The organism is Flavobacterium denitrificans DSM 15936, assembly GCF_000425445.1.
GTDB classification, from domain to species: Bacteria; Bacteroidota; Bacteroidia; order Flavobacteriales; family Flavobacteriaceae; genus Flavobacterium; species Flavobacterium denitrificans.
Genome location: NZ_KE384377.1, coordinates 497,812 through 518,841, shown reverse-complemented (window position 1 = coordinate 518,841; position 21,030 = coordinate 497,812). Strand labels below are relative to the sequence as shown.

General features: G+C 34.0%; 15 protein-coding genes. 5 read left to right on the top strand and 10 right to left on the bottom strand.

The annotated features are described in order from the left end of the window. The first annotated feature begins 1 nt into the window (after position 1). The 5 genes from H600_RS0114100 (at position 2) to H600_RS0114080 (ending at position 3,616) form a co-directional block, all read left to right on the top strand. Positions 2-367, top strand: a complete 366-nt coding sequence (locus tag H600_RS0114100; protein WP_157509924.1) for a hypothetical protein — start codon at positions 2-4, stop codon at positions 365-367. A 20-nt stretch (positions 368-387) separates the two neighbouring features. Further along, positions 388-840 (top strand): hypothetical protein, encoded by a 453-nt coding sequence (locus tag H600_RS0114095; protein WP_157509923.1) that lies wholly within the window; start codon positions 388-390, stop codon positions 838-840. A gap of 252 nt (positions 841-1,092) precedes the next feature. Continuing rightward, positions 1,093-1,911 (top strand): 3-deoxy-8-phosphooctulonate synthase, encoded by an 819-nt coding sequence (gene kdsA / locus H600_RS0114090; RefSeq protein ID WP_026729393.1) that lies wholly within the window; start codon positions 1,093-1,095, stop codon positions 1,909-1,911. A gap of 19 nt (positions 1,912-1,930) precedes the next feature. Next, complete coding sequence (locus H600_RS0114085; RefSeq protein WP_026729392.1) at positions 1,931-2,836, top strand: hypothetical protein; 906 nt, start codon at positions 1,931-1,933, stop codon at positions 2,834-2,836. 102 nt (positions 2,837-2,938) lie between these two features. Continuing rightward, the gene (locus H600_RS0114080) at positions 2,939-3,616 is read left to right on the top strand and encodes a YiiX family permuted papain-like enzyme (RefSeq protein ID WP_026729391.1); all 678 of its coding nucleotides are present in this window, start codon (positions 2,939-2,941) and stop codon (positions 3,614-3,616) included. A 73-nt stretch (positions 3,617-3,689) separates the two neighbouring features. Here the strand turns inward: H600_RS0114080 and H600_RS0114075 are convergent, their stop codons facing one another. The 10 genes from H600_RS0114075 to H600_RS0114030 all read right to left on the bottom strand — a co-directional run bounded on the left by H600_RS0114075 (position 3,690) and on the right by H600_RS0114030 (position 20,935). Beyond that, the gene (locus H600_RS0114075) at positions 3,690-5,078 is read right to left on the bottom strand and encodes a M20/M25/M40 family metallo-hydrolase (RefSeq protein WP_026729390.1); all 1,389 of its coding nucleotides are present in this window, start codon (positions 5,076-5,078) and stop codon (positions 3,690-3,692) included. A gap of 136 nt (positions 5,079-5,214) precedes the next feature. Beyond that, positions 5,215-7,140, bottom strand: a complete 1,926-nt coding sequence (locus H600_RS0114070; RefSeq protein ID WP_026729389.1) for a discoidin domain-containing protein — start codon at positions 7,138-7,140, stop codon at positions 5,215-5,217. Between the two features lie 29 nt (positions 7,141-7,169). Then, positions 7,170-7,955, bottom strand: coding sequence for a glycerophosphodiester phosphodiesterase family protein (locus tag H600_RS0114065; protein WP_026729388.1), 786 nt, complete (start codon positions 7,953-7,955; stop codon positions 7,170-7,172). An 81-nt stretch (positions 7,956-8,036) separates the two neighbouring features. Next, positions 8,037-10,337, bottom strand: a complete 2,301-nt coding sequence (gene bglX, locus H600_RS0114060; protein ID WP_026729387.1) for a beta-glucosidase BglX — start codon at positions 10,335-10,337, stop codon at positions 8,037-8,039. Between the two features lie 10 nt (positions 10,338-10,347). After that, positions 10,348-11,061, bottom strand: coding sequence for a carboxylesterase family protein (locus H600_RS0114055; RefSeq protein WP_026729386.1), 714 nt, complete (start codon positions 11,059-11,061; stop codon positions 10,348-10,350). Between the two features lie 9 nt (positions 11,062-11,070). Continuing rightward, on the bottom strand, positions 11,071-12,459 hold the full coding sequence (locus H600_RS0114050) for a glucoamylase family protein (RefSeq protein WP_026729385.1): 1,389 nt from the start codon (positions 12,457-12,459) through the stop codon (positions 11,071-11,073). Positions 12,460-12,535: 76 nt separating this feature from the next. Next, entirely contained in the window at positions 12,536-13,435 is a 900-nt protein-coding gene (locus tag H600_RS0114045) for a LamG domain-containing protein (RefSeq protein WP_026729384.1), read from the bottom strand. A gap of 19 nt (positions 13,436-13,454) precedes the next feature. Continuing rightward, on the bottom strand, positions 13,455-14,909 hold the full coding sequence (locus H600_RS0114040) for a RagB/SusD family nutrient uptake outer membrane protein (RefSeq protein ID WP_026729383.1): 1,455 nt from the start codon (positions 14,907-14,909) through the stop codon (positions 13,455-13,457). 4 nt (positions 14,910-14,913) lie between these two features. After that, a complete protein-coding gene (locus H600_RS0114035) occupies positions 14,914-17,946 on the bottom strand; it encodes a SusC/RagA family TonB-linked outer membrane protein (protein ID WP_026729382.1) in 3,033 nt (1,010 codons plus the stop codon). Between the two features lie 244 nt (positions 17,947-18,190). Then, positions 18,191-20,935: a helix-turn-helix and ligand-binding sensor domain-containing protein gene (locus tag H600_RS0114030; protein WP_026729381.1), complete on the bottom strand. Its 2,745-nt coding sequence runs from the start codon at positions 20,933-20,935 to the stop codon at positions 18,191-18,193. Positions 20,936-21,030 lie beyond the last annotated feature (95 nt).

Below are 21,030 nucleotides of genomic sequence, written 5' to 3'. Positions count from 1 at the left end.
ATTGAAAAGGATAATTATTTGCATTGCAATTCTGTTATTTATCTTTTTAGGCTTGATTTGCTCTAGCTTGTATGTAATGGAAATTGAGGATCATTATGGAAGTCTTCAAGAAGTCTATTTTGAATCTAAAAACGGAGATATCATCGTTAACAAACAAACTCAAAACTTTGGTCTAATTTCAAAAGATTGGAAAAGAATCCATGTTATTACAAAAGAAAAAGACACTGTGGATTTATATGAATTCGTCAATGAAAACAAATACGAAGTTTTTAGAAGCGAAAATGAATTTTATTTAAACAATTTGACTTTTGAAAAAATAATTGATTTAAAAAGTAAAAAACTAATTGAATCAATCATCAATAATTAAACCTGATTTGGAATAAATCTATGATTAAGACAAAATTAGCTTTTATAGTATTCTTGCTTTTATCATTGATAATATTTCCATATTATATCCTAATTCATCTATCTTCAGATTTCTTTTCCTCATTGGTTCCTGGCTGGAATACCAATATCTATCCAGGAGAAATGATGGGAGATTTATTGAAATTTATGATTCTGAGTTTTTCAGTATTCTATTATTGGAAACTCTCTAAAAACTTGAATAATTTAAGTTTCAAAAGATTCATAATTCATTTTCTGCTGACAATTCCCGCAATTATAATCTCTAAAATTAGTTTTTATGAGCTTTTAAATTTGAATATTTTAGATCCTGAAAAAACTGTCGGAAGAATGCATATAATTGTTTACAGCATTACACTTGTCAATATTTTATTTTTTGCTGGTCAAGTTTACTTTTGGAGGTTTTATAATCAGTGCGAAAAAAGCAAGGAAAATTAACTTAATTTCTCATAATCCTACTAAATCTAGCCCTGATAGAAGTGGAAATCATTTTTCTCTAAAACTTACTTTTTTCTGGCTAAGCAGAGCGACCGGAGGAAGCTCCTGAACAAAATTTGGAAAAAAAAGTTGCCGAGAAAAATATTGAAACTGATAGCAGCTCCGATAGCTATCGGGTTCATAAAATAATCTTAAATCTTCATCTGAAACTCATAAATCATAACTACCTTTGCAGTGCAAAAAAATAATTTTATGAACTTACAACATATTCCACAAATTAAGCATACTGACAGCGGGAATTTCTTTTTATTAGCGGGGCCTTGTGCTATCGAAGGTGAAGAAATGGCGCTGAGAATTGCTGAAAAATTAGTTGGTATTACCGACAATCTTCAGATTCCTTATGTGTTTAAAGGATCTTTTAAAAAAGCAAACCGTTCTAGAATTGACAGTTTTTCTGGAATTGGCGATGAAAAAGCTTTAAAAATCTTAAGAAAAGTTTCGGAAACTTTTCACGTTCCAACTGTAACTGACATTCATACAAATGAAGATGCTGAGAAAGCAGCGCAATACGTTGATGTTTTGCAAATTCCAGCTTTCTTAGTACGTCAAACTGATCTTGTTGTCGCTGCAGCCAATACAGGAAAGACGGTTAACTTGAAAAAAGGACAATTTATGAGTCCGGAGAGCATGAAACATGCTGTTCAAAAAGTTTTAGACTGTAATAATGAAAATGTTATGGTTACTGACCGCGGTACTATGTTTGGCTACCAAGACATGATTGTTGACTTCAGAGGAATTCCTACTATGCAACAATATGCTTCTACGGTATTGGACGTAACGCATTCTTTACAACAACCAAACCAGACTGCTGGTGTTACAGGCGGAAGACCTGACATGATCGAAACGGTCGCTAAAGCTGGTATCGCTGTAGGTGTTGATGGTATTTTTATCGAAACACATTTTGATCCTGCAAACGCAAAAAGCGATGGCGCAAATATGCTTCATTTAGACTATTTTGAAGGTTTAATGAACAAATTAGTAGCCATAAGAAAAACTGTAAATGCCTTTTAATTTATAATACTTAAGTTCTTTGAAAACAAAAATTTTATTTTTCTTACTGGCTTGTGTTTCTTTAAACACATTTGCTCAGGAAGAAATACCTGTACAAAAATATGCTGCGCACAACAAAGGCAAATTCTTTGTGATGTGGGGAGGAAACAGAGAAAGTTATTCTGATTCTGATGTGAATTTCAGAGGTAAGGATTACAACTTTACGGTGGATAATATGGCAGCTCATGACAAACCAAAAGGATGGCATATTGATTATGTTAATCCGGTAAATATGACTATTCCGCAAACAAATTTGAGGTTTGGTTATTTTTTTAGCGATCATTACAGCGTTGCAATAGGTGTTGACCACATGAAATATGTAATGACGCAGAATCAAATTGCAAATGTTACTGGAAACATTAATTTACCTGCAAACGACCCTGGTTCAATTTACAATGGAATTTACAACAACACTCCTGTAGACATGTCTCAAGGTGGTGCTCAGGAAGGCGGTTACGAGAACGGTATTATGCCACCAAACGGCCCTGCTTTCTTAATGTACGAACATACAGATGGTTTGAATTATGTTCATACTGAAGTTGCAAGATTTGATGATATTTCTAAATGGTTTGGATTGCCTAATATTGATAAAGTGCAAATCAACTTAACGGAAGGTCTTGGAGCAGGACTTTTATATCCTAAGACCAATACAACACTTTTAGGCAAAGAACGTCACGATGATTTTCATGTTTCTGGTTATGGCATTTCTGCAAAAGCAGGTCTAAACATTACTTTTTTCAAACACTTCTATGTTCAAGGAGAATTGAAAGGTGGCTATATCGACATGAAAGATATCAGAACTACTTTAAGCAGTGAAGACAGAGCATCTCAGCATTTTACTTATTTTCAACGTATTCTTGCTGTTGGTGGGATTTTCAGAATCTAACAGAATTCTTTACAATATTAAAAACAGAATTTCATTTATTTGAGATTCTGTTTTTTTTTATAAAACGAGAATAAATCATATTTCTAATTTAAAATTCAAGATATGAAAAAGCCAAAATATCTCTTTCTCATAATTACTTTTATACTCAGCTTTTGCTGTGCCTTGTTTGTTTCGATGAAAGTTTTTCCAAACAATCCTTTTTCAGGAGAAAAGTTTAAAAATGAAAATTTTGAGAAAATTAAGGATGCTGATATTATTTTCCAGACTTCAGAATCAAAACAATGTGAAGCGGTCCGAATTGCAACAAATTCTAAATTTTCACACTGTGGGATTATTTATAAAATAAACGGTAACTTATTTGTTTTTGAAGCTGTACAACCAGTAAAACTTACGCCTTTACAAGATTGGATTTCACATGGAAAAGACGGCAAATATCTTATAAAAAGATTAAAAAATGCAGAGACAGTTTTAACCTCGTCGGCTTTACAAAAAATGAAGGATTACAGTCAGCAATTTAATGGAAAAGAATATGATGCCTATTTTGAATGGACAGATACCCGAATCTATTGTTCTGAATTAATTTGGAAAATTTATAAAAACGGAGCGGGAATCGAATTATCCAAACTTCGTAAATTGAAAGAATTTAATTTAGAAGATCCGAGAGTTCGAAAAATAGTACAAGACAGATATGGAAATGAAATTCCCCTTGAAGAAAAAGTAGTTGCACCTTCTGATCTAGCCGATTCTGATTTATTAAAAACCGTTATCGATACATATTAAACTTTTGCGAGCAATTAAAACAAAAAAGCTATGAGAAAATCTCATAGCTTTTTTGTTTATATACATTCAAAAATTAATTTGATGCAGGAAGAACAATTCCGTTTTGATCTATCAAATAAATTAATGACGTCATTGTTGCTGCACCAAGTTCTAATTCTCTTTTGTTGATTGCATCAAACTTATCGTTTGCTGCGTGGTGATAGTCAAAATAACGTTGTGAGTCTGGCTGTAAACCAGCTTTCACAATAGTTTTTGAAGTTAAATGATCAATATCTGATCCTGCATGTCCTTTTGTGAAATTATGAATTAAATATGGCTCAAAAAGGCTTTTATATTCTTGAAGCTTTTTAAAGTTAGCATCATCAGCTTCTATTGAAAATCCTCTTGGAGTAAATCCACCTGAATCGCTTTCTAAAGCAAAAATATGATTCTCGTTCTTTTGTTTAGAGACTTCTTCATATTTAGCGCCACCTTTTCCTCCATTTTCTTCGTTCATAAACAATACAACACGAATGGTGTTTTTAGGCTTATAGTTTAAATTTTTAAGAATTCGAACCACTTCCATACTTTGTACTACTCCTGCTCCATCATCATGAGAACCATCTGCTAAATCCCAAGAATCTAAATGTCCTCCAACTACCATAATATTTTCTGGAGTAACAGTTCCTTTTAATTCTCCAATAACGTTATATGACAATGCATCTGGCAAAGTCTCGCAAGATTGTTTAAAGAAGAATTTTATACCAGGATTTACTTTCAAAGTCTTACTCAACAGTTCAGCTCCATTTGTACTAATTGCCGCCGCCGGAATATATTGTTCTTTTGGCAAATCGCCATAACTTTGAGCTCCTGCATGAGGAAAATCATCTAAACGCAAGTTTAAAGAACGTACTATTGATCCCACCGCACCAAGTTTAGCTGCTTCTTTTGCGCCACTTCTTCTTTGATCTCCTGCCCCTGAATAAGAATCAAAAGTTCCAATATTTTCAGGATTCATTGGTCTGTTAAAAAATACAATTTTGCCTTTTACTTTATCACCAAGCCCTTTTAATTCGTCAAGGCTTTGTACTTCGATTACCTCAGCTGTAATTCCTGCTTTTGGAGTTGCAACAGAACCTCCCAATGCACAAATTGGTACAGCCGTTTTTACTTTTCCATCTAATATAAAAGCAGTCTCTTTTTCACCGCGAACCCAGTGAGGAACCATAACTTCTTGTAAATAAACTTTATCAAGCCCTAAACTTTCCAATTGACGTTTAGTGTATTCTACGGCTTCTGCAGCGCCTTTTGATCCAGATAAACGGCTTCCAATATCATTTGATAGATATTCTAACCAAGAATAGCATTTAGCTTCGGTTAGAGCTTTTTTGTAAAATAATTTAATGTTTTTTTCATCGTTCGACTGCGCAAAAGATGTCAATCCGTTTAAAACTAACGCAGCTAACAGAATCGTTTTTTTCATGGTTTTTATAGCATTTTTGGGTTGTTTCACAAAGGAACAAAATTCTTTTAGAACTGTCAGATTTTTTTGGAGTGTTTTCACAAAAAAACTCCAATTACAAAATTGCGATTGGAGTTTTAGTAATCTTTAATGAAAATTATTTCACTTCGATAAGTTTGTTTTTTGTACCGATTCCGTTTTCGTTAAAAGGCTCAATCGTAAAATAGTATTTTGTGCCTTTATCCAGGCCTCTAAAATCGTAGGTGTTATCACCGTAAACCATAATACTATTGTATAATTTATCGGGAGCAATTCCGTAATAAATATTATATCCAACGGCATCACTTTGTTTTTTCCAAGAAATCATCGCATTGCGCGAATCAGCTTTGTTTCTATCCACTTTAAAAGAAGAAACTGCTTTTGGTTTTTCTGCCAAACCATTTCCAAAAACTCTCAAATCAGAAATGGCAAACAAGCCTGATGCATTGTGAATGTTTTCCATTTTAATATAACGTGCTTTTATCGATTTTGAAAGCTCAACATAATCATGAGGGACATCTTTGTCATTTTTAGATTTATCTACAACCAAAGTCCAGTTTTGAGCATCATCAGACATGAATATTTTATATTGATAATAAATATCCATTGCTTTGTTGTACTGAGTAGCTTTGTGGTCTGCGTAATTTATTTGCAAAGCGTTGATTTCCATTTTTCGTCCTAAATCCATTTGAAGCCATTCGCCTGGATTGCTTGTTTTTGCCGACCAATAGGTTTGGATATTTTCATCTGTTAAATTTTCAGGTCCGTAACAAAATTTCTCATATACTTTTTTACCGCCATTGTCCATTCTGTGCGTTTCTACTTCCATACATTCTTCAGAAGATGAAACCGTCACAGGCTTTTTATACGAAAGCAACATCCAACCTGATGATGCTCCTTTTGTCTGATCACGCTGGCTTGTAGGAAGTACAATTGGAAAATCTCCGTAAGCAGTAATAGAATACATTACATCATCTTTATCGAATCCAGCTGGAAACATATCAATACGACGCTCAAAACGATCTTTAATAGAGATTTTGCAGGTTCCCGTATTCCAATAATTTCCGTAATTGTCTGCAAAAGTATTTCCGTGTCCTGCACCAATTACGAATCCGCCTGGTTTATAAGACATTGGATTATGCTTTTGATACGTAAATGGCCCTAACGGGTTATTACCAACATGAACACCATTTGCATAGCCTTTAAATTCGGTTGCAGGCGCTCCATATTGCATATAATATTTCCCGTTATGTTTGGTCATCCAAGCACCTTCAATAAAATTCCCCCAAGGTGCAGGTTCCATATCATTGTTTGGACCAAAGCGTTCCCATCCATGAGCTGAAGGATCTAGAATTGCAACTTCTTTGATTTGTCCGTATGGCTTTTGAATATCTTCTACTTCTGTAGCTTTGTATAATGTAGCATAATCCGCTTGATTACCTTTTGGAAGCCAAGTATTGTAATCTACCTCTACCCCAACAAGAGGCAATTTTCCACTTGAGCCGTAGTACATGTAAACTTTTTTGTCGTCATCTTGAAAGATCGCTGGATCCCAAGTTGGCAACATTGCTTTATCGACGTGACGCGTCCAACGACCCGATTTTGGGTCGGCTGTTTTCCAAATTGGATGATCTCTTTTCCAAGTTGAACCTACATAAAACAATGTATCATTCACTACCCAAGCCGCAGGAGCGCATTGATCGTCATCGCCTGGCTGTCTTTGGAAGCTTCCATAAACAAAATTCCAATTCGACATGTCTTTACTCCAGAAAAAACCAGCCTGATTGGTTGCAAATAAATAATATTCACCTTTGTAAGTTATAATCACAGGATCGGCGCTAGAACGGCGAGATTCAGGAATTCCATTATGATTGTGGGTTGTAAAATTATATCCAATATTAATTGGATTACAATACGTCGTGGCTGGTTTATTTGGGTCAAACCATTCTGTTTTGCCAAGTGCATTTTGAGCCAAAATGGCATTATTGCAAACAAGGAAAAACAATAAGATGGGCAATCTCATTTCTTTATATACTCTTTTCATGATTTGATTTGGTTTAAGAGGTTTTAAGATTATTTTTTTGCGTTTAATCTTTCCTTCAAAAGTTCTGGTTCATTTGTAGTGATATAATTGAATTTATGCGCGATAATCCAATCCATATCTTTTGCATCATTTACAGTCCAAGCATTCAAAATAATTTTGTTTTCTTTGGCTTCGTCTATCCATTCAGGATGTTTTTGAAAAACCGAATAATGGTAATCAACACCGTTAATATTATCGGCTTTCACTTCTTTTGGCGATTTATTCCCTTCTAAGTATTGCAGCGAAGTTTTAACATCTATTGCTCTAATTTGTTTTAGGATGTCGTAATCAAAACTTATGTAGCAGGCAATTTTATCTGCTTTTAATTTCTTGATGGTTTCAACTGCTTTTATGGCCGTTTCCTTTCCTCGCTCTTTACTAATTTCTGAAGGCTTTATTTCGCAAACCAAAAGCGTACGTTTGTTTTTTCTTTTTCCTGCTGAAATGTATTCATACAGCGTTGGGAGCTTTTCTCCATTTGATAATTTAAACTTTATCAAATCTTCATAATTAGTTTGCTCAATTAGCATTTTATTAAAATGAGCATCATGATTAATTACAAGCGAATCATCGGCAGTTCTCCAAACATCAAATTCTGATCCTGGCAATTTCAAATCAATTGCATGTCGCAAAGAAGCAATTGAATTTTCTGGAAGATTATTTTTTTTCCACGCGCCTCTATGTGCAACAATTGCATTTTTTTGTGCATTCGAAGAAAAACCAATCAATAAGAAGATTAGAAAAGAAAAAGAACGAAATATTTTAAAAGTATTCATGGCATTTTAAGATTAAAAAGGTTTACTGTTTTAGAAAAAAAGCCCTCCAAATGAAGGGCTTTTAACTAACCAATAAACCAACTATTTAGTTAACTCGAAACTAACTTTCTTATCGGCGTTTGAATTTCCTCCAACGAAAACATCAAACTGTCCAGGCTCTGCTACGAATTGTAAATCAGAGTTATAAAATTTTAAATCCTCAACAGTAATGTCGAAACTTACGGTTTGTTTTTCACCTTTTTTAAGTGCTATTTTTTGGAAACCTTTCAATTCTCTAACTGGTCTTGTTACTGAACCAACTAAATCTCTAATATATAATTGAACTGTTTCTTTCCCATCAAAATTTCCAGTGTTCGTTACATCAACTGTTACTTTCAATTTTCCGCTGAAATTCATTTTATCAGAAGAAATTTTCAAGTTTGAATAATCAAAATTGGTATAGCTCAAACCAAATCCGAATGGAAATAAAGGCTCATTTCTTTCGTCAATATAGTTTGATCTGAATTTTTCGAATTTTCCTTCTGTATTAGAAAGTGGTCTTCCAGTATTTTTATGCGCGTAGTAAATTGGCAATTGACCAACACTTCTTGGGAAAGTTGAAGTCAATTTTCCAGAAGGATTTACATCTCCAAATAAAACATCAGCAATAGCATAACCTGCTTCTGTACCAGCAAACCAAACGTTTAAGATTGCAGGAACCGTTTTTTCTTCGTCAGTAATCACTAATGGACGACCATCAAATAAAACGACAACAACTGGTTTTCCTGTTTTCAATAAAGCATTCAATAAATCTTTTTGCGCTTGTGGAATCTGTAAATTTGTACGGCTGCTTGATTCTCCACTCATTTCTGCAGATTCTCCTAAAGCAGCAACAATTACGTCTGACTGCTCTGCTACTTTTAAAGCTTCTGCTAATAATTCTTCTTTTGAACGTGAATCACGGTGTAATGTTTTTCCAAACATTGTAGCGTTGGTTTCAAAAGTTTCGTCATAATCTAAATTGCTACCTTTTGCATATAAAACTTTAGTTCCTGTTCCAGCAACTTCTTTAATACCTCTCAATAATGAAACAGCATTTTCCATTTTAGTAGCCACACTCCAAGTTCCCGGCATGTTTTCTTTAGCATCTGCCAATGGTCCAATCAAACCAATAGTTCCAGATTTTTTAAGTGGTAAAAGCTGGTTTTGATTTTTTAATAAAACTAAAGATTGCGCTGCAATTGCACGAGCTTCTTTTCTGCTATCATTTGTAAAAATTTCAGTTTTAGCTCTTTTCTCATCACAATATTTATATGGATCTTGAAACAATCCTAAATCGTATTTTGCTTCTAAAATCAATTTTACAGCATTATCGATTTGTTCGATAGTTACTCTTTTTTCATCCAAAGATTTTTTCAAAGTTCCTAAAAAGCCTTCTCCAACCATATCCATTTCAACACCTGCATTTAATGCTAAAGCAGAAACATCTTGAAGATTACCCATTCCGTGCTCGATCATTTCAGGAATTCCTGTAAAATCTGTTACTACGAAACCTTTGAAACCCCATTGTTTTCTCAAAACATCTGTCATCAACCATTTGTTTCCTGTTGCGGGGATTCCGTCAACTTCATTAAAAGATGCCATTACAGAACCTACACCAGCATCAACTGCAGCTTTGTAAGGAGGAAAATAATCATTAAACATTCTGATATGGCTCATATCCACTGTGTTGTAATCACGGCCAGCTTCTGGAGCTCCATATAATGCGAAGTGTTTAACACAAGCTAAAATTGAGTTGTTTTTAGAAAGATCATGTTGTTGGTAACCGTTAACCATTGCTTTTGCAATTTGGCTTCCTAAGTATGGATCTTCTCCTGAACCTTCAGAAACTCGTCCCCAACGCGGATCGCGAGAAATATCAACCATTGGAGAGAATGTCCAGTTGATTCCGTCTGCACTAGCTTCTTTGGCAGCAATTTGAGCACTTCTTTCAATCAATCCCATATCCCAAGTACAAGACAATCCTAACGGAATTGGGAATGTGGTTTCATAACCGTGAATGACATCCATACCAAAAAGCAACGGGATTTTTAAACGGCTTTTTTCAACCGCAATTTTCTGTACTTCTTTAATTTTTTGAACTGATTTAATGTTGAACAAACCACCCACTTTTCCTTCAGCAATATTTTTTGCCACATTTGAGCTGTTCGCTTGCCCTGTGGTAATATCACCAGATGTTGGCAAGTTCAATTGACCCAATTTCTCGTCTAAAGTCATTTTTGACATTAATTCCGCCACAAATTCAGACTTTGGTTTAATTTTCACTGTATTTTTAGTTGTCTTTTTTTGAGCATAACCCAAAACAGCACATCCTAAAAAAAGCAAGACTAATTTGTTTTTCATTCTATTGTATTTATTTGTTTGTATTCGTTTTTCTTTGCTGCAACATCCAGTCGTAGATTGCTGCGTTATCATAAACTCTTGTCCAGCTATCGTGATTTGCATCATCAAAAATGGTCAGCTTTACATCTTTTGCATTACACTTTTTCAATTCTTTATAAATTGTGATTGCATAATTCACATTCACGACATCGTCTAATAATCCATGATAAATTCTGGTTGGAATATTGGCTATTTCACAAGCGTATTCTAACTGAATTAAATCTACAAAACCAGCGACAGGTACATTTGCGGCAAATAGATCCGGATGTGCAAAAGCCAAATTCCAAGAAGCCCAACCTCCTGAGCTCAAACCAGTAACATATATTCTTTCTGAATCAATTTTGTTTTCTTTCTGGATTTTTAAAATCAGTTCATAAATTGATTCGATATCCCAATTTTCATCTTCTTTACATTGCGGTGCCAAAACATAAGCATCTAATTGATGTGTTTTTAGGTATTTGAGAGGTCCATGATTTTTTACCTTTTCAATATCAGTTCCCTTCTCTCCATCTCCAGAAATAAACACTATCAAAGGCTTCTTCTCTTTTGTATTTGCAGGTTTGTGCAGTGCATAACCCAATTCATACTTTGTCATTATTACTGTATTTATTTTTCCCGTTGTTTCACTTTGAGCAAAACCAAATACAGAAAACAATAAGACTAGAAGCGTTATTTTTTGTTTCATTATTTTGAATTAAATTCCGTATTTCCCTGATGTGAATCCAAGTTTTTTCAAGCCTTGCTTGGTTTCTGAAGCATTCATAAATAATTTCCATAACAAACCGCTTCGATAGTTTTCGACCATCGGAGCGATTGTTCCTTGATCAATCGCTAAATAACGTTTTGTTACCCAATTGTATTGAGGTGAAAAGGCATCATATGGCCCAGCAATTCCAACATATTTTGCTTTGTTGTCATCATATAAATAATGCAAAAACTTCATTGCTTCAACCGGTGTATAAGGGAATGAAGACAGCGCTGCAGTTGGAGAAATCACACCATTATCATTATTTGGCTGATGAGCAGTATATCCTGTAGTTCCGTCAGGATTGCGAGTATAACTTGCAGTAAGTCCCCAACATTTATCAGAGTAATCTTTAAACCCTTTTGGATTGGCAACACTATATTGGACCATGATTTTAGCATGATTTTGTGACAATTGCCAATAATCAGCATATTTATCTTTTAATGAATTTGGATCTAAACCTAAATAAGAATAATGCGACCAAAACATAGGACCAACATTTCCGACTGCTCCGTTATAACTTAAAACAACCGGAATTCCATATTGAGAACCTCCGTTTACTATAGCACCATTTCTTGCCCAAGCTTGGTGATAAGCTTCTGCTGAAATTGGATGTGTTGGCGATGAAGCTGCCATTACGTATGTAATCAGACATTCATTATAGCCTTCCAATTTGAAATTCATTTCCCAGCCATAATTTGGAGACCAATGCCAATAAAGAGCGTTTTCTCCTTTTGTGTACCAGTCCCACTCTACACCTTTCCATAGTTCATCTGCTTTGGCAGCTAATGCTTTTTCAGATGTACTTCCATCTTTAAAATATTCTCTAATTGTGATTAAAGCCTGGCAAACGAAAGAAGTTTCGACTAAATCTCCTCCATTATCTTTTGTTCCAAATGGTATAACTTTTCCCGAAGTATTGTCCATCCAGTGTGGCCAAGCACCGTGAAATCTATCAGCTTTTTCAAGAAAGTTTAATGCCGTTGTAAGTCTAGAAACAGCTTCAGCTCTTGGCAAAAAACCTCTTTCTACACCTACTACGATTGTCATTAAACCAAACCCAGATCCTCCCGTAGTTATAATATTTGATTCAAAATTTGGATCTTCTGTCAAGTATCTTTCTCTTGCCAATTTTGAATTCGGATCAGCATAATCCCAAAAATATTTTATTGCATCTTTTTGAACCTGATCCATTGCCTCTGTATCTGTCAAAGGTTTTGTTGGCGTTGTTGGATTTGTTGGTAACGGAGTTCCTCCAGTATTACCTTCATTTGGTGAAGAAGACGAACAAGAAGCTACTGCCCCTAAAAACATTATAATATATAAACCTAACTTCATTTTATCAATTTCTAATAATTATTATTTAAATAAAACATACACCTGATTTTTAATCAGGTGTATGCTTAAAAAAATTTTATCTCTTGTCTTTTTCTAATTTGTATAAAGCTGTGACCTCGTTATCTGCCAGTGCTGAATCGTAAATTCTAAATTCATCCATCAAGCCTGTATAGTGCAGCATCCATCCATCAGCAGCGCCCCATGGAGCGCCTAAATGTTGTTGATAGCCACCAATAATAAATTTTGAAACTTCAGAACTAGCCAATTCTCCAAAAGGACCGCCTCCTGCTGCAGGATCGCTTGCGTATCTTTTAGAAATTGATGCTGGCAAGGTCACCTTTTGTCCGTCAATATAAAGGCTGTAAGTTGAACTTGTTCCATTATATGACCAAACTACATGTTTCCACGCACCAAACATATTAGGCAAAACATTAGCTCCTCCATGCTCAATAAATTGTCCAGCCCAAGGAATACTTGGTGTAACATCTCTTTGAATATGGTTTTTCATCAACATTGTTGTTGCTGGTCCAGTTCCTTCAATCAGTGTGAAAATATTTCCCCAGAAATCTGTTTTCTTTGGAAGCATAAACAAGGACTGAGCTCCTCCAGTATGAGGATCAGTTTTAATCCACATTGAAACTGTGATATTCTTTAAGTTTACAACTGAATTTGCAACATTGTTGTAAGCAATAAATGAAGTTGCTGAACCTTTGTAAGCACTTCCTTTCACACCAGTTTCATAAGAAACATTTGTTCCTGTTCCACCAGTAATTCCGCCTTTTGAATCATCGATAGTTCCATCAAAACTAAATTTTGACACTAAGTGACCAGGAGCAATATCATCTGAATTCTCATATCCGCCAATTGACTCGTATGGAATTGGACTGTTAACTTTATCTATACTATCCTCACAGCTCACAAAAAATTGCGAAGCCAAAGCAAAAGAAAGTAATAAAATAGATTTATTTTTTTTCATTTTAATTAAGATTTAAGGATTAGTAACCAGGATTTTGAGCTGATAAACCACCAGCTTGTTTAATGAATGTAGCCGGAATTGGGAATAACTCATTTTTACCTTCTGTAAAAGTTTTGCCATCAATTGCAAAAGCCGCTTTTGCTTGACCAGTACGAACTAAATCAAAAAATCTGTCGTGCTCAAAAGCCATTTCTACTCTTCTTTCTTTCCAGATTGCTGTTCTAACATCTGCTTGAGAACTTGCAGTTGTGTTTCCTAAACCTGCTCTGTTTCTGATTTGATTCAACAACGGAATCGCAGCAGAAGTTTGTCCTAATTCATTTGATGCTTCTGCTTTCATTAATAAAACTTCAGCATATCTTAAATATTTAATATCAACATCTGTTTCCCATGCATTTGTATACGCAGATGAATATGCTTTGTAGTTGTATCTTTCGTTTTCAACCGTATTTGGCACCACTCTTCCATCGTATAAAGTCTGACCTCTAAAAATAATTGTTGCCGCTTTTCTAACGTCACCTGCCTCATATGCATTTACTAAACTTTGAGATGGTGTATTGAAACCCCAGCCCCAGCCTCCAGTACCACGAGCGCCTTGTGTATTAGAATAACCTTCAATTCCTTTTGCTGGTATAGCACCTTGCGCATAAATTTCAAAGATAGACTCAGAGTCAAACTTTCCTGTCACTTTATACTGTGATGCATAATCACTTACAAGAGCATATCCAGTAACTTTATTGCAATTGTCAATTACTTGCTGCCATTTCTTTTGGTACAAACTTACTTTTGCCAATAAAGCGTAAGCGGCACCTTTTGAAACTCTTGATTTTTCATTAGCTGAATAAGCTGTTTTGTCTGGCAAGGCTGCAATAGCATCGTTCAAATCAGATTCAATAAAAGCATATACCTCAGGAGCCGTTTTACGTGTCAACTGCATAATTCTGTCTGCATCTGAACCTGGAACTGGCAAATGATCAACAATTGGCACTCCTCCATAACATTTCACCAAGGTGAAATACATAAAAGCTCTCATAAATTTAGCTTCACCAGCTAATCTGTTTCTTAAATTAGCATCAACTTTATCTAATTTTGGAAGTATATTCAAAGCTTGATTACATCTATTGATTCCATCATAATTAGCAATAAAAGTACTTTCTGCAGAAGGATTAGAAGCATTGTAAGTCAAAGCATCCAATACATCTTTATCAGTTCCCGTATCTCCTGGAGACGATCCTTTGTCAGCATCATCAGAAGTAATACTCGACAAACCAATCCATCCAAAAGAAGTCATATCCCAATTTAGAAACTTGTTGTAAATAGCGGTAACAAACTGAGTTGCACCTGCATCATTATTATATAACTCAACATCACTTGTTGAAATAGTTTCTGTTTGATCTACGTCTAAATAGTCGCTTGAACATCCTGTAAAAATGGATGCTGATAATACAAACGCTGCTATATATATCTTTTTCATCTTATTAAAATTTTAAATTAGCACCAATTACAAGCGATCTTAAAGTTGGATATGCATCCAGCTCAACACCTTGAGTTCCATAAGGATCTCCATCTCCATTTAACTCTGGAGAAAATCCTGAGAATTTTTGTGTAATAAATGGGTTGATAGCATTTACATACAATCTGCAAGAACTAATAAAATTGTTGCTTGCGATAGGCAGTTTGTAACCAACAGTAATGTTGTTTATTCTAAAGAAATCACCTGACTCTAAGTAATAAGTAGAAGCTACTGGCACTTCATTGAATGGTGCAGGATTTGAAGCTGATAAATTATTTAGTGTCCAGAAATCTGTAGCTAAAGAATCTTCAATATTTTCTCCTGAGAAACGTTGTGCTTTTTTACCATTGTAAACTTTAGCACCGCCAGTACCATATCCGTCAACTGAGAAATCAAAGTTTTTATAGTTGAAACCTAATGTGATTCCGTAGTTTGTTTTTGGCAAACTAGACCCCATGTATTTTCTATCTTTATTAGCATCTAAAGCATCTTGAGTAACTTTATCTCCTGCTGCATTGTAATATAACATTTTTCCGTTTGTAGCATCAAACCCAGCATATTCATAAAGGTAAAAACTTCCTAATGGCTGACCAATTGTTGTGTTATCCAACAATTTAGTAGTTTGACCATTCCCTAAACTTCCACCCGTTTTTGGAGCTAAAATAACGTCTTTTAAACCTGTAAGTTCATTTTTATTGTTTGAAAAGTTACCACCAATCCAGTAGCTGAAATCATCACCAATTTTGTCTTCCCAACGCAATGAAATCTCATACCCTTTGTTTGATACTTCTCCAACGTGTGCTGGTGATTGATCTGTAAGCCCTGAAGTCATGTAAGGTTTAGTATATAAAATTACATTAGATGTATTTTTATCGTACAAATCAAAAGATCCTTTTAATCTATTATTAAGCAATTCGAAATCTAAACCTACAGAAGATTCTTCAGTAATCTCCCAAGATAAACTAGGATCGATTTGCGAACTGATTGTAGTTCCTTCATATAAAATAGAACCCCCTAAATAAGCATTTTTACCAGATGCATAAGACTGATTGTTAAGCGGTACATTTTGGTTACCTAATTTACCCCAGCCTCCTCTTAATTTCAATAAATTGATCGCTTTAACATCAGACATGAAATCTTCTTTTGTTATAACCCATCCTAAGCCAAAAGCTGGAAAAGTTCCCCAACGATAATCTTTACCAAAGTTAGATGATCCGTCACGTCTTAGTGTTCCCGTAACCAAATATCTATCTTTTAATTTATATTGAAAACGACCAAAATAAGATGCCAATTTAGTTTCGTTGAATACTACATCATACAAACTTGTTACTGTAGCCGCATATTCAACTCCGTGTCCTACTGTTGGATCATTTAATGCCCAGTAATTAGAATCTGGATTTACATTTTTTCTAGCAATTGTAAGCTTTTCTCTTGGCCCTTTTACAGAAGTCTCAATACCAGCTGTCGCTTCCACATCATGAATCTCAGCAAAAACTTTATTATAAGTCAAATAATTAGACAAGTTCCAGTTAAAGTATTGCTCTCTTCCTTTTGTCAATAAATTGATGTTTCCGTTTGGAAATTCTTTTGCGTAATCGCTATCCACTTTATTAGGATTTGCTGCTAGCCAAATATTTTTAGTATCATCATAATTATACTGTTTCCAAGTATAAAACTCACCATTAAATTGTGAAGTAAATTTCAATGATTTAATAATTTCGTAGTCTAATTTTAAACCACCTTGCAAAGTTACGCTTCTCTGTTCTTCATCATAAAAATTCAATTGAGCAACTGGATTTCCAACATTGTTGAATGAAGAACCCGTTTCACTTGCAAAACCGTTTTCACCTACACGAGATACACCATATTTACCATCAGGAAAATATACTGGTACAATAGGAGATTGTTTATAAGCATTTGTAAATGCACTTAACGGTTTTGGCGATGAATTTGCGCTTGAAACGCTAAAATTTTGATTTAAAGTGATTTTTTTAGAAATCTTATATTCATTATTGTTTCTAAACGTTGTACGACCATAATCTAAGCCATTTAAAACTGCTTTTTCTTGGTAGTTACCCAAACTGAAAAAATATTTTACACTTTCAGTTGCTCCTGATACCGACACGTTATTTTGAGTATAACTTCCAGTTCTTGTAATTTCGTCAAACCAATCTGTATTAACCGGCTGATCTTGTGAAAAAGTTGTTGATTGCAAAGCCGAATTTGAATAATAAGCATACTTATTACTTCCAGCCATTTTTACCGTTTTAAGAGGTGCTCTAAAACCAGCAAAACTTTCAACTTCTACAGAAACCTTGTCTCCTGAGCCTTTTTTAGTAGTAATGATAATAACCCCATTTGCGGCTCTGGTACCATAAATGGCTAAAGCGGAAGCATCCTTTAAAATCTCATATGACGTAATATCATTAGTATTGATATTATTGATGTTTTCAGTTTGCATACCGTCTACAATATATAATGGATTTCTTCCTCCAATTGCTGTACCCAAACCTCTAATAACTACTGAAGGTGTGCTTCCTGGCAAATCAGATGAAATTACCTGAACACCAGCCGCTTTACCTTGAATAGCTTGGGATGCATTTAAAACTTTGGTTTTTACAATCTCTTCTGATTTGATAGAAGAAATTGCGGTAGTATTATCAACCTTTTTCCTAGTTCCATATCCTATTACAACAACTTCTTTTAAAGCAGTGTCTTCAGATTCTTTTAAGGTGATTTTCATTGGAGTTAACGTTGCTGCTACAGAAACAGCTTCGAAACCCAACATTGAGATTTTCAAGATCTCACCTTCTTTGGCATTGATTGTAAAGTTACCGTCGAAGTCAGCATCAGCAGTTGTTCTGGAACTTGAAGCGCTGATAACCGCCCCTGGAACTCCCATTCCACTGCCGTCTACTACTTTTCCTTTAATTGCTTGTCCAGACATATAAGCCGGAAGCAGCAATAGTGCTAAAAAGCTAAAAATAAAATTTTTCATACAGTATGTAATCGTTTAAGTTAGTACAGCCAAATTAAACAATTACAACGTTGTAGTACATCAATTTGCACTACTACATAGCTACATCATTATGTTAAAAACCTTTTGTATACTATTAAAAATCAACACTATAATTGTTAATTTATTTTCTTTAACATTACCTTATGATGTAGTAATGATGTATTGGAATTCTATAAAAAAAGAACAGTAAAAGTATAATATCTTTAAAAATCAAAAGCAAATCTTACACTGTTAATAAAAATTTTGACAGGTTTTCGTCTTGAGTTAGGTTTAACTTCTTTCTTAAGCGATATCTGTGCAATTCTACACCTCTAAAAGAGATATTCATCATTGGTGCTATTTCTTTTGAAGAAAGATTCATTTTAAGATAAACACACAGTTTTATATCCTTTGGAGTAAGGTTTGGAAACTTTTTGGAAAGATTAATAATAAACTCATTATGGATCTGATTCAGATTTGTTTCGAAAATCTCCCATTCGTGTTTATTCACCTCGTTAATTTTAATCGCTTTCTTGATTTCACTTTTCAGTTTATTGAAATCTTTTTCAGTATCTAAAATATGTTGAATATTATCAATCATTTCGCTTTGTTTCGCAATTGATAACGATTTCCCAGCAACTTCTGAAGATTTTGTCTGTAATTCAAGTTCAAGAATATGTTTCTCATATTCCTGAATATTCAGCTCATTTTCTTTTTTCAACTCCATTTTCAGAATTTCACGCTGATGCTTCAATTCTTCAGCCTGCAATTTTAATTTTTGAGTGTAGCGAAGTTTGTTCCATTTGTAATAGAAAAACAAAACTGCTCCTATTATCAATAAATAAAGCAAAATCATCCAAAAAGAAAAATACCATGGCTGCGCTACTTTAAAATCAAAAAAAGAAACTTTGTCATAATTTGCACCGTCATGCTTAAAAATAACAATCGAATGCCATCCACTGTTTAAATTATTCAAAACAATTTTTCCGTTTGAAATTGGAATGTAATTTTTTCCGCCATTGATCTGATAAAACAAATTTGGTTTGCTAGCTCCATAAATTCCAGAAATCACATTTATTCGCAACTCTGTATTATGTTTTATTTTACCTTCATTTGGAAGCAAAAGATTCTCGTTGTAAGCTTCAAGTTTAACACCTTTATTTTGCTTGTTTTCATAAGAAAGTTGAAGCGAAATAAAACCATCGTCAAGATTCATTAAATAATGATTGTTGCTTTTGAAGATTCGCAGATTCTCATTAATTAATTTTCCTTTATAATATTTCTCCTGAATCATATTCCAGACAAACTTGTTTCCGGTGGCATATATGTGATACAAGATCCCTTCTTGAAGTACAATAAAATGATTTTCGTCAATGGCTACAACATCAGATATATTTCTAAAATTTGCATTGAATAATTCGTTTTCTTCTAATTTGTTTGTAATGGAATTGAAAGTGTACCATACATTATTAATCAAGAAAAGAATCTCTTCTCTGAATTCAAAAATCTTGACACCAAAATCATTTTCAATTTTGCTTTGCTGTGTGATATTTTCAACTTTAGTGGTTTTATAATTATCATCAAAAAGAACTCGGTACAAACCACGGTAATTATCTGCGGCCCAAATTTCATTTCTTTTATTTTGAGCTACATATTTTATAGGTTTTGAAAAATCATTAAATTTCTTGCTGTGACCAAAATCAGAAGCATTATCGTAAACCAAAACCCCGCTATAAGTAGATTGAAAGTAGGTATCATTTATGATACTTTTTGACAGATTCCATCCACCGCTAACATTATTGATTTTTGTTAAAGCTCCATTTTCATAACTAAATGTTCCATCATTGTGGCCAATCACATATTTATTTCCAATTTTGGTAATATTCCATCCTTGCCCTTGCGTATTTGGAAGCATTTTGAAATTACCCGATTGAAACTCAAAAATCCCATGATTTGAAGCAATCAAATAACCTTTATTAGTTGTCGCTACAGAATAAACAGAACCTAAAAGACCTGAATTATCATAAAAAAATGAAATAGGCGAATTTACCTCAACATGTGCAATCCCATTATCCAGACCTAGCCACAAGTCCTCTTCCTTATCAAAACCAATGCATAAAACCGAATTGTTCATCAAAACATTATTTCGGTCAATGTTTTTAAAAGTCTGAGAGCTAAAATCGTAAATATAAACCCCTTTATTTCCTGTCCCAATTACGAGTTTATTGTTTTTTATAAACTTGGCAACATTAATTCCCGTCCCTTTTAATTCTTCATTTAATGGATGATTCCAAACTGCTAATCCATTTTTTTCAACAACAAAAATGCCGCGTTTATGCGTAAAAATATAAGTCTTGCCTTTATACTTTTCAATTGCATGAACAACAGTGTTTTTTAGAACATTCCAGCCTTTTGGGTTAGTAATTCTCGAGCCGTTCATTTTAAAAATACCTTTATCTACAGAAGCTACGTAAAGATTTTGGTCGACAACAAAACAATAGGAAATTAAAAATGGAAACTTGATTTTTTTAATATGTTTTCCGTCATAAATAAAAACATCATTAAAAGATTGAAAATATAAAGAACCGTTAAATCTGAAAATTTTCCAGATTTCTTCATTGTCTTTTTCATCAAACAAACGAAGCTTTTTTGTGATAGAAACATAACGCATTTTTCCATCTTTCCTTTGCCAATAACCAAACTCTTTATAAGAACCTGAATAAATTCGGTCTCCTTCAATCAAAATAGAGCGAATAATGGTTTTATTAGGCAAAGAATATTTTTCCCAAACTACACCATCATAACGAAGCAAATAATGATTGTTTGCAAAATACATGGCTTTGTCCTTTCCTTGGACAATGTTCCAAATTTGATTATCACCCTGATAATCTGATTTATTGTAATTTTCGACAAATGGAAGTAATTCTTGTGCTTGTAGATGCGAAGCAATGAAAAAGAAGAAAACTAATTTTAAAAGTATCGATTTCAAGATATTCGTTTTTATCCTCAAAGATACTGACAAATATTTGATTTTTAGAAGTAAAAAAGCTTCTCAATGGAGAAGCTTTCGAAGTTTAGAATGGA

Coding starts and splice junctions, on each gene's coding strand:
- H600_RS0114095 (WP_157509923.1), top strand. CDS start 388: ATGATTAAGACAAAATTAGCTTTTATAGTATTCTTGCTTTTATCATTG.
- kdsA (WP_026729393.1), top strand. CDS start 1,093: ATGAACTTACAACATATTCCACAAATTAAGCATACTGACAGCGGGAAT.
- H600_RS0114080 (WP_026729391.1), top strand. CDS start 2,939: ATGAAAAAGCCAAAATATCTCTTTCTCATAATTACTTTTATACTCAGC.
- H600_RS0114075 (WP_026729390.1), bottom strand. CDS start 5,078: ATGAAAAAAACGATTCTGTTAGCTGCGTTAGTTTTAAACGGATTGACA.
- H600_RS0114070 (WP_026729389.1), bottom strand. CDS start 7,140: ATGAAAAGAGTATATAAAGAAATGAGATTGCCCATCTTATTGTTTTTC.
- H600_RS0114065 (WP_026729388.1), bottom strand. CDS start 7,955: ATGAATACTTTTAAAATATTTCGTTCTTTTTCTTTTCTAATCTTCTTA.
- bglX (WP_026729387.1), bottom strand. CDS start 10,337: ATGAAAAACAAATTAGTCTTGCTTTTTTTAGGATGTGCTGTTTTGGGT.
- H600_RS0114055 (WP_026729386.1), bottom strand. CDS start 11,061: ATGAAACAAAAAATAACGCTTCTAGTCTTATTGTTTTCTGTATTTGGT.
- H600_RS0114050 (WP_026729385.1), bottom strand. CDS start 12,459: ATGAAGTTAGGTTTATATATTATAATGTTTTTAGGGGCAGTAGCTTCT.
- H600_RS0114045 (WP_026729384.1), bottom strand. CDS start 13,435: ATGAAAAAAAATAAATCTATTTTATTACTTTCTTTTGCTTTGGCTTCG.
- H600_RS0114040 (WP_026729383.1), bottom strand. CDS start 14,909: ATGAAAAAGATATATATAGCAGCGTTTGTATTATCAGCATCCATTTTT.
- H600_RS0114035 (WP_026729382.1), bottom strand. CDS start 17,946: ATGAAAAATTTTATTTTTAGCTTTTTAGCACTATTGCTGCTTCCGGCT.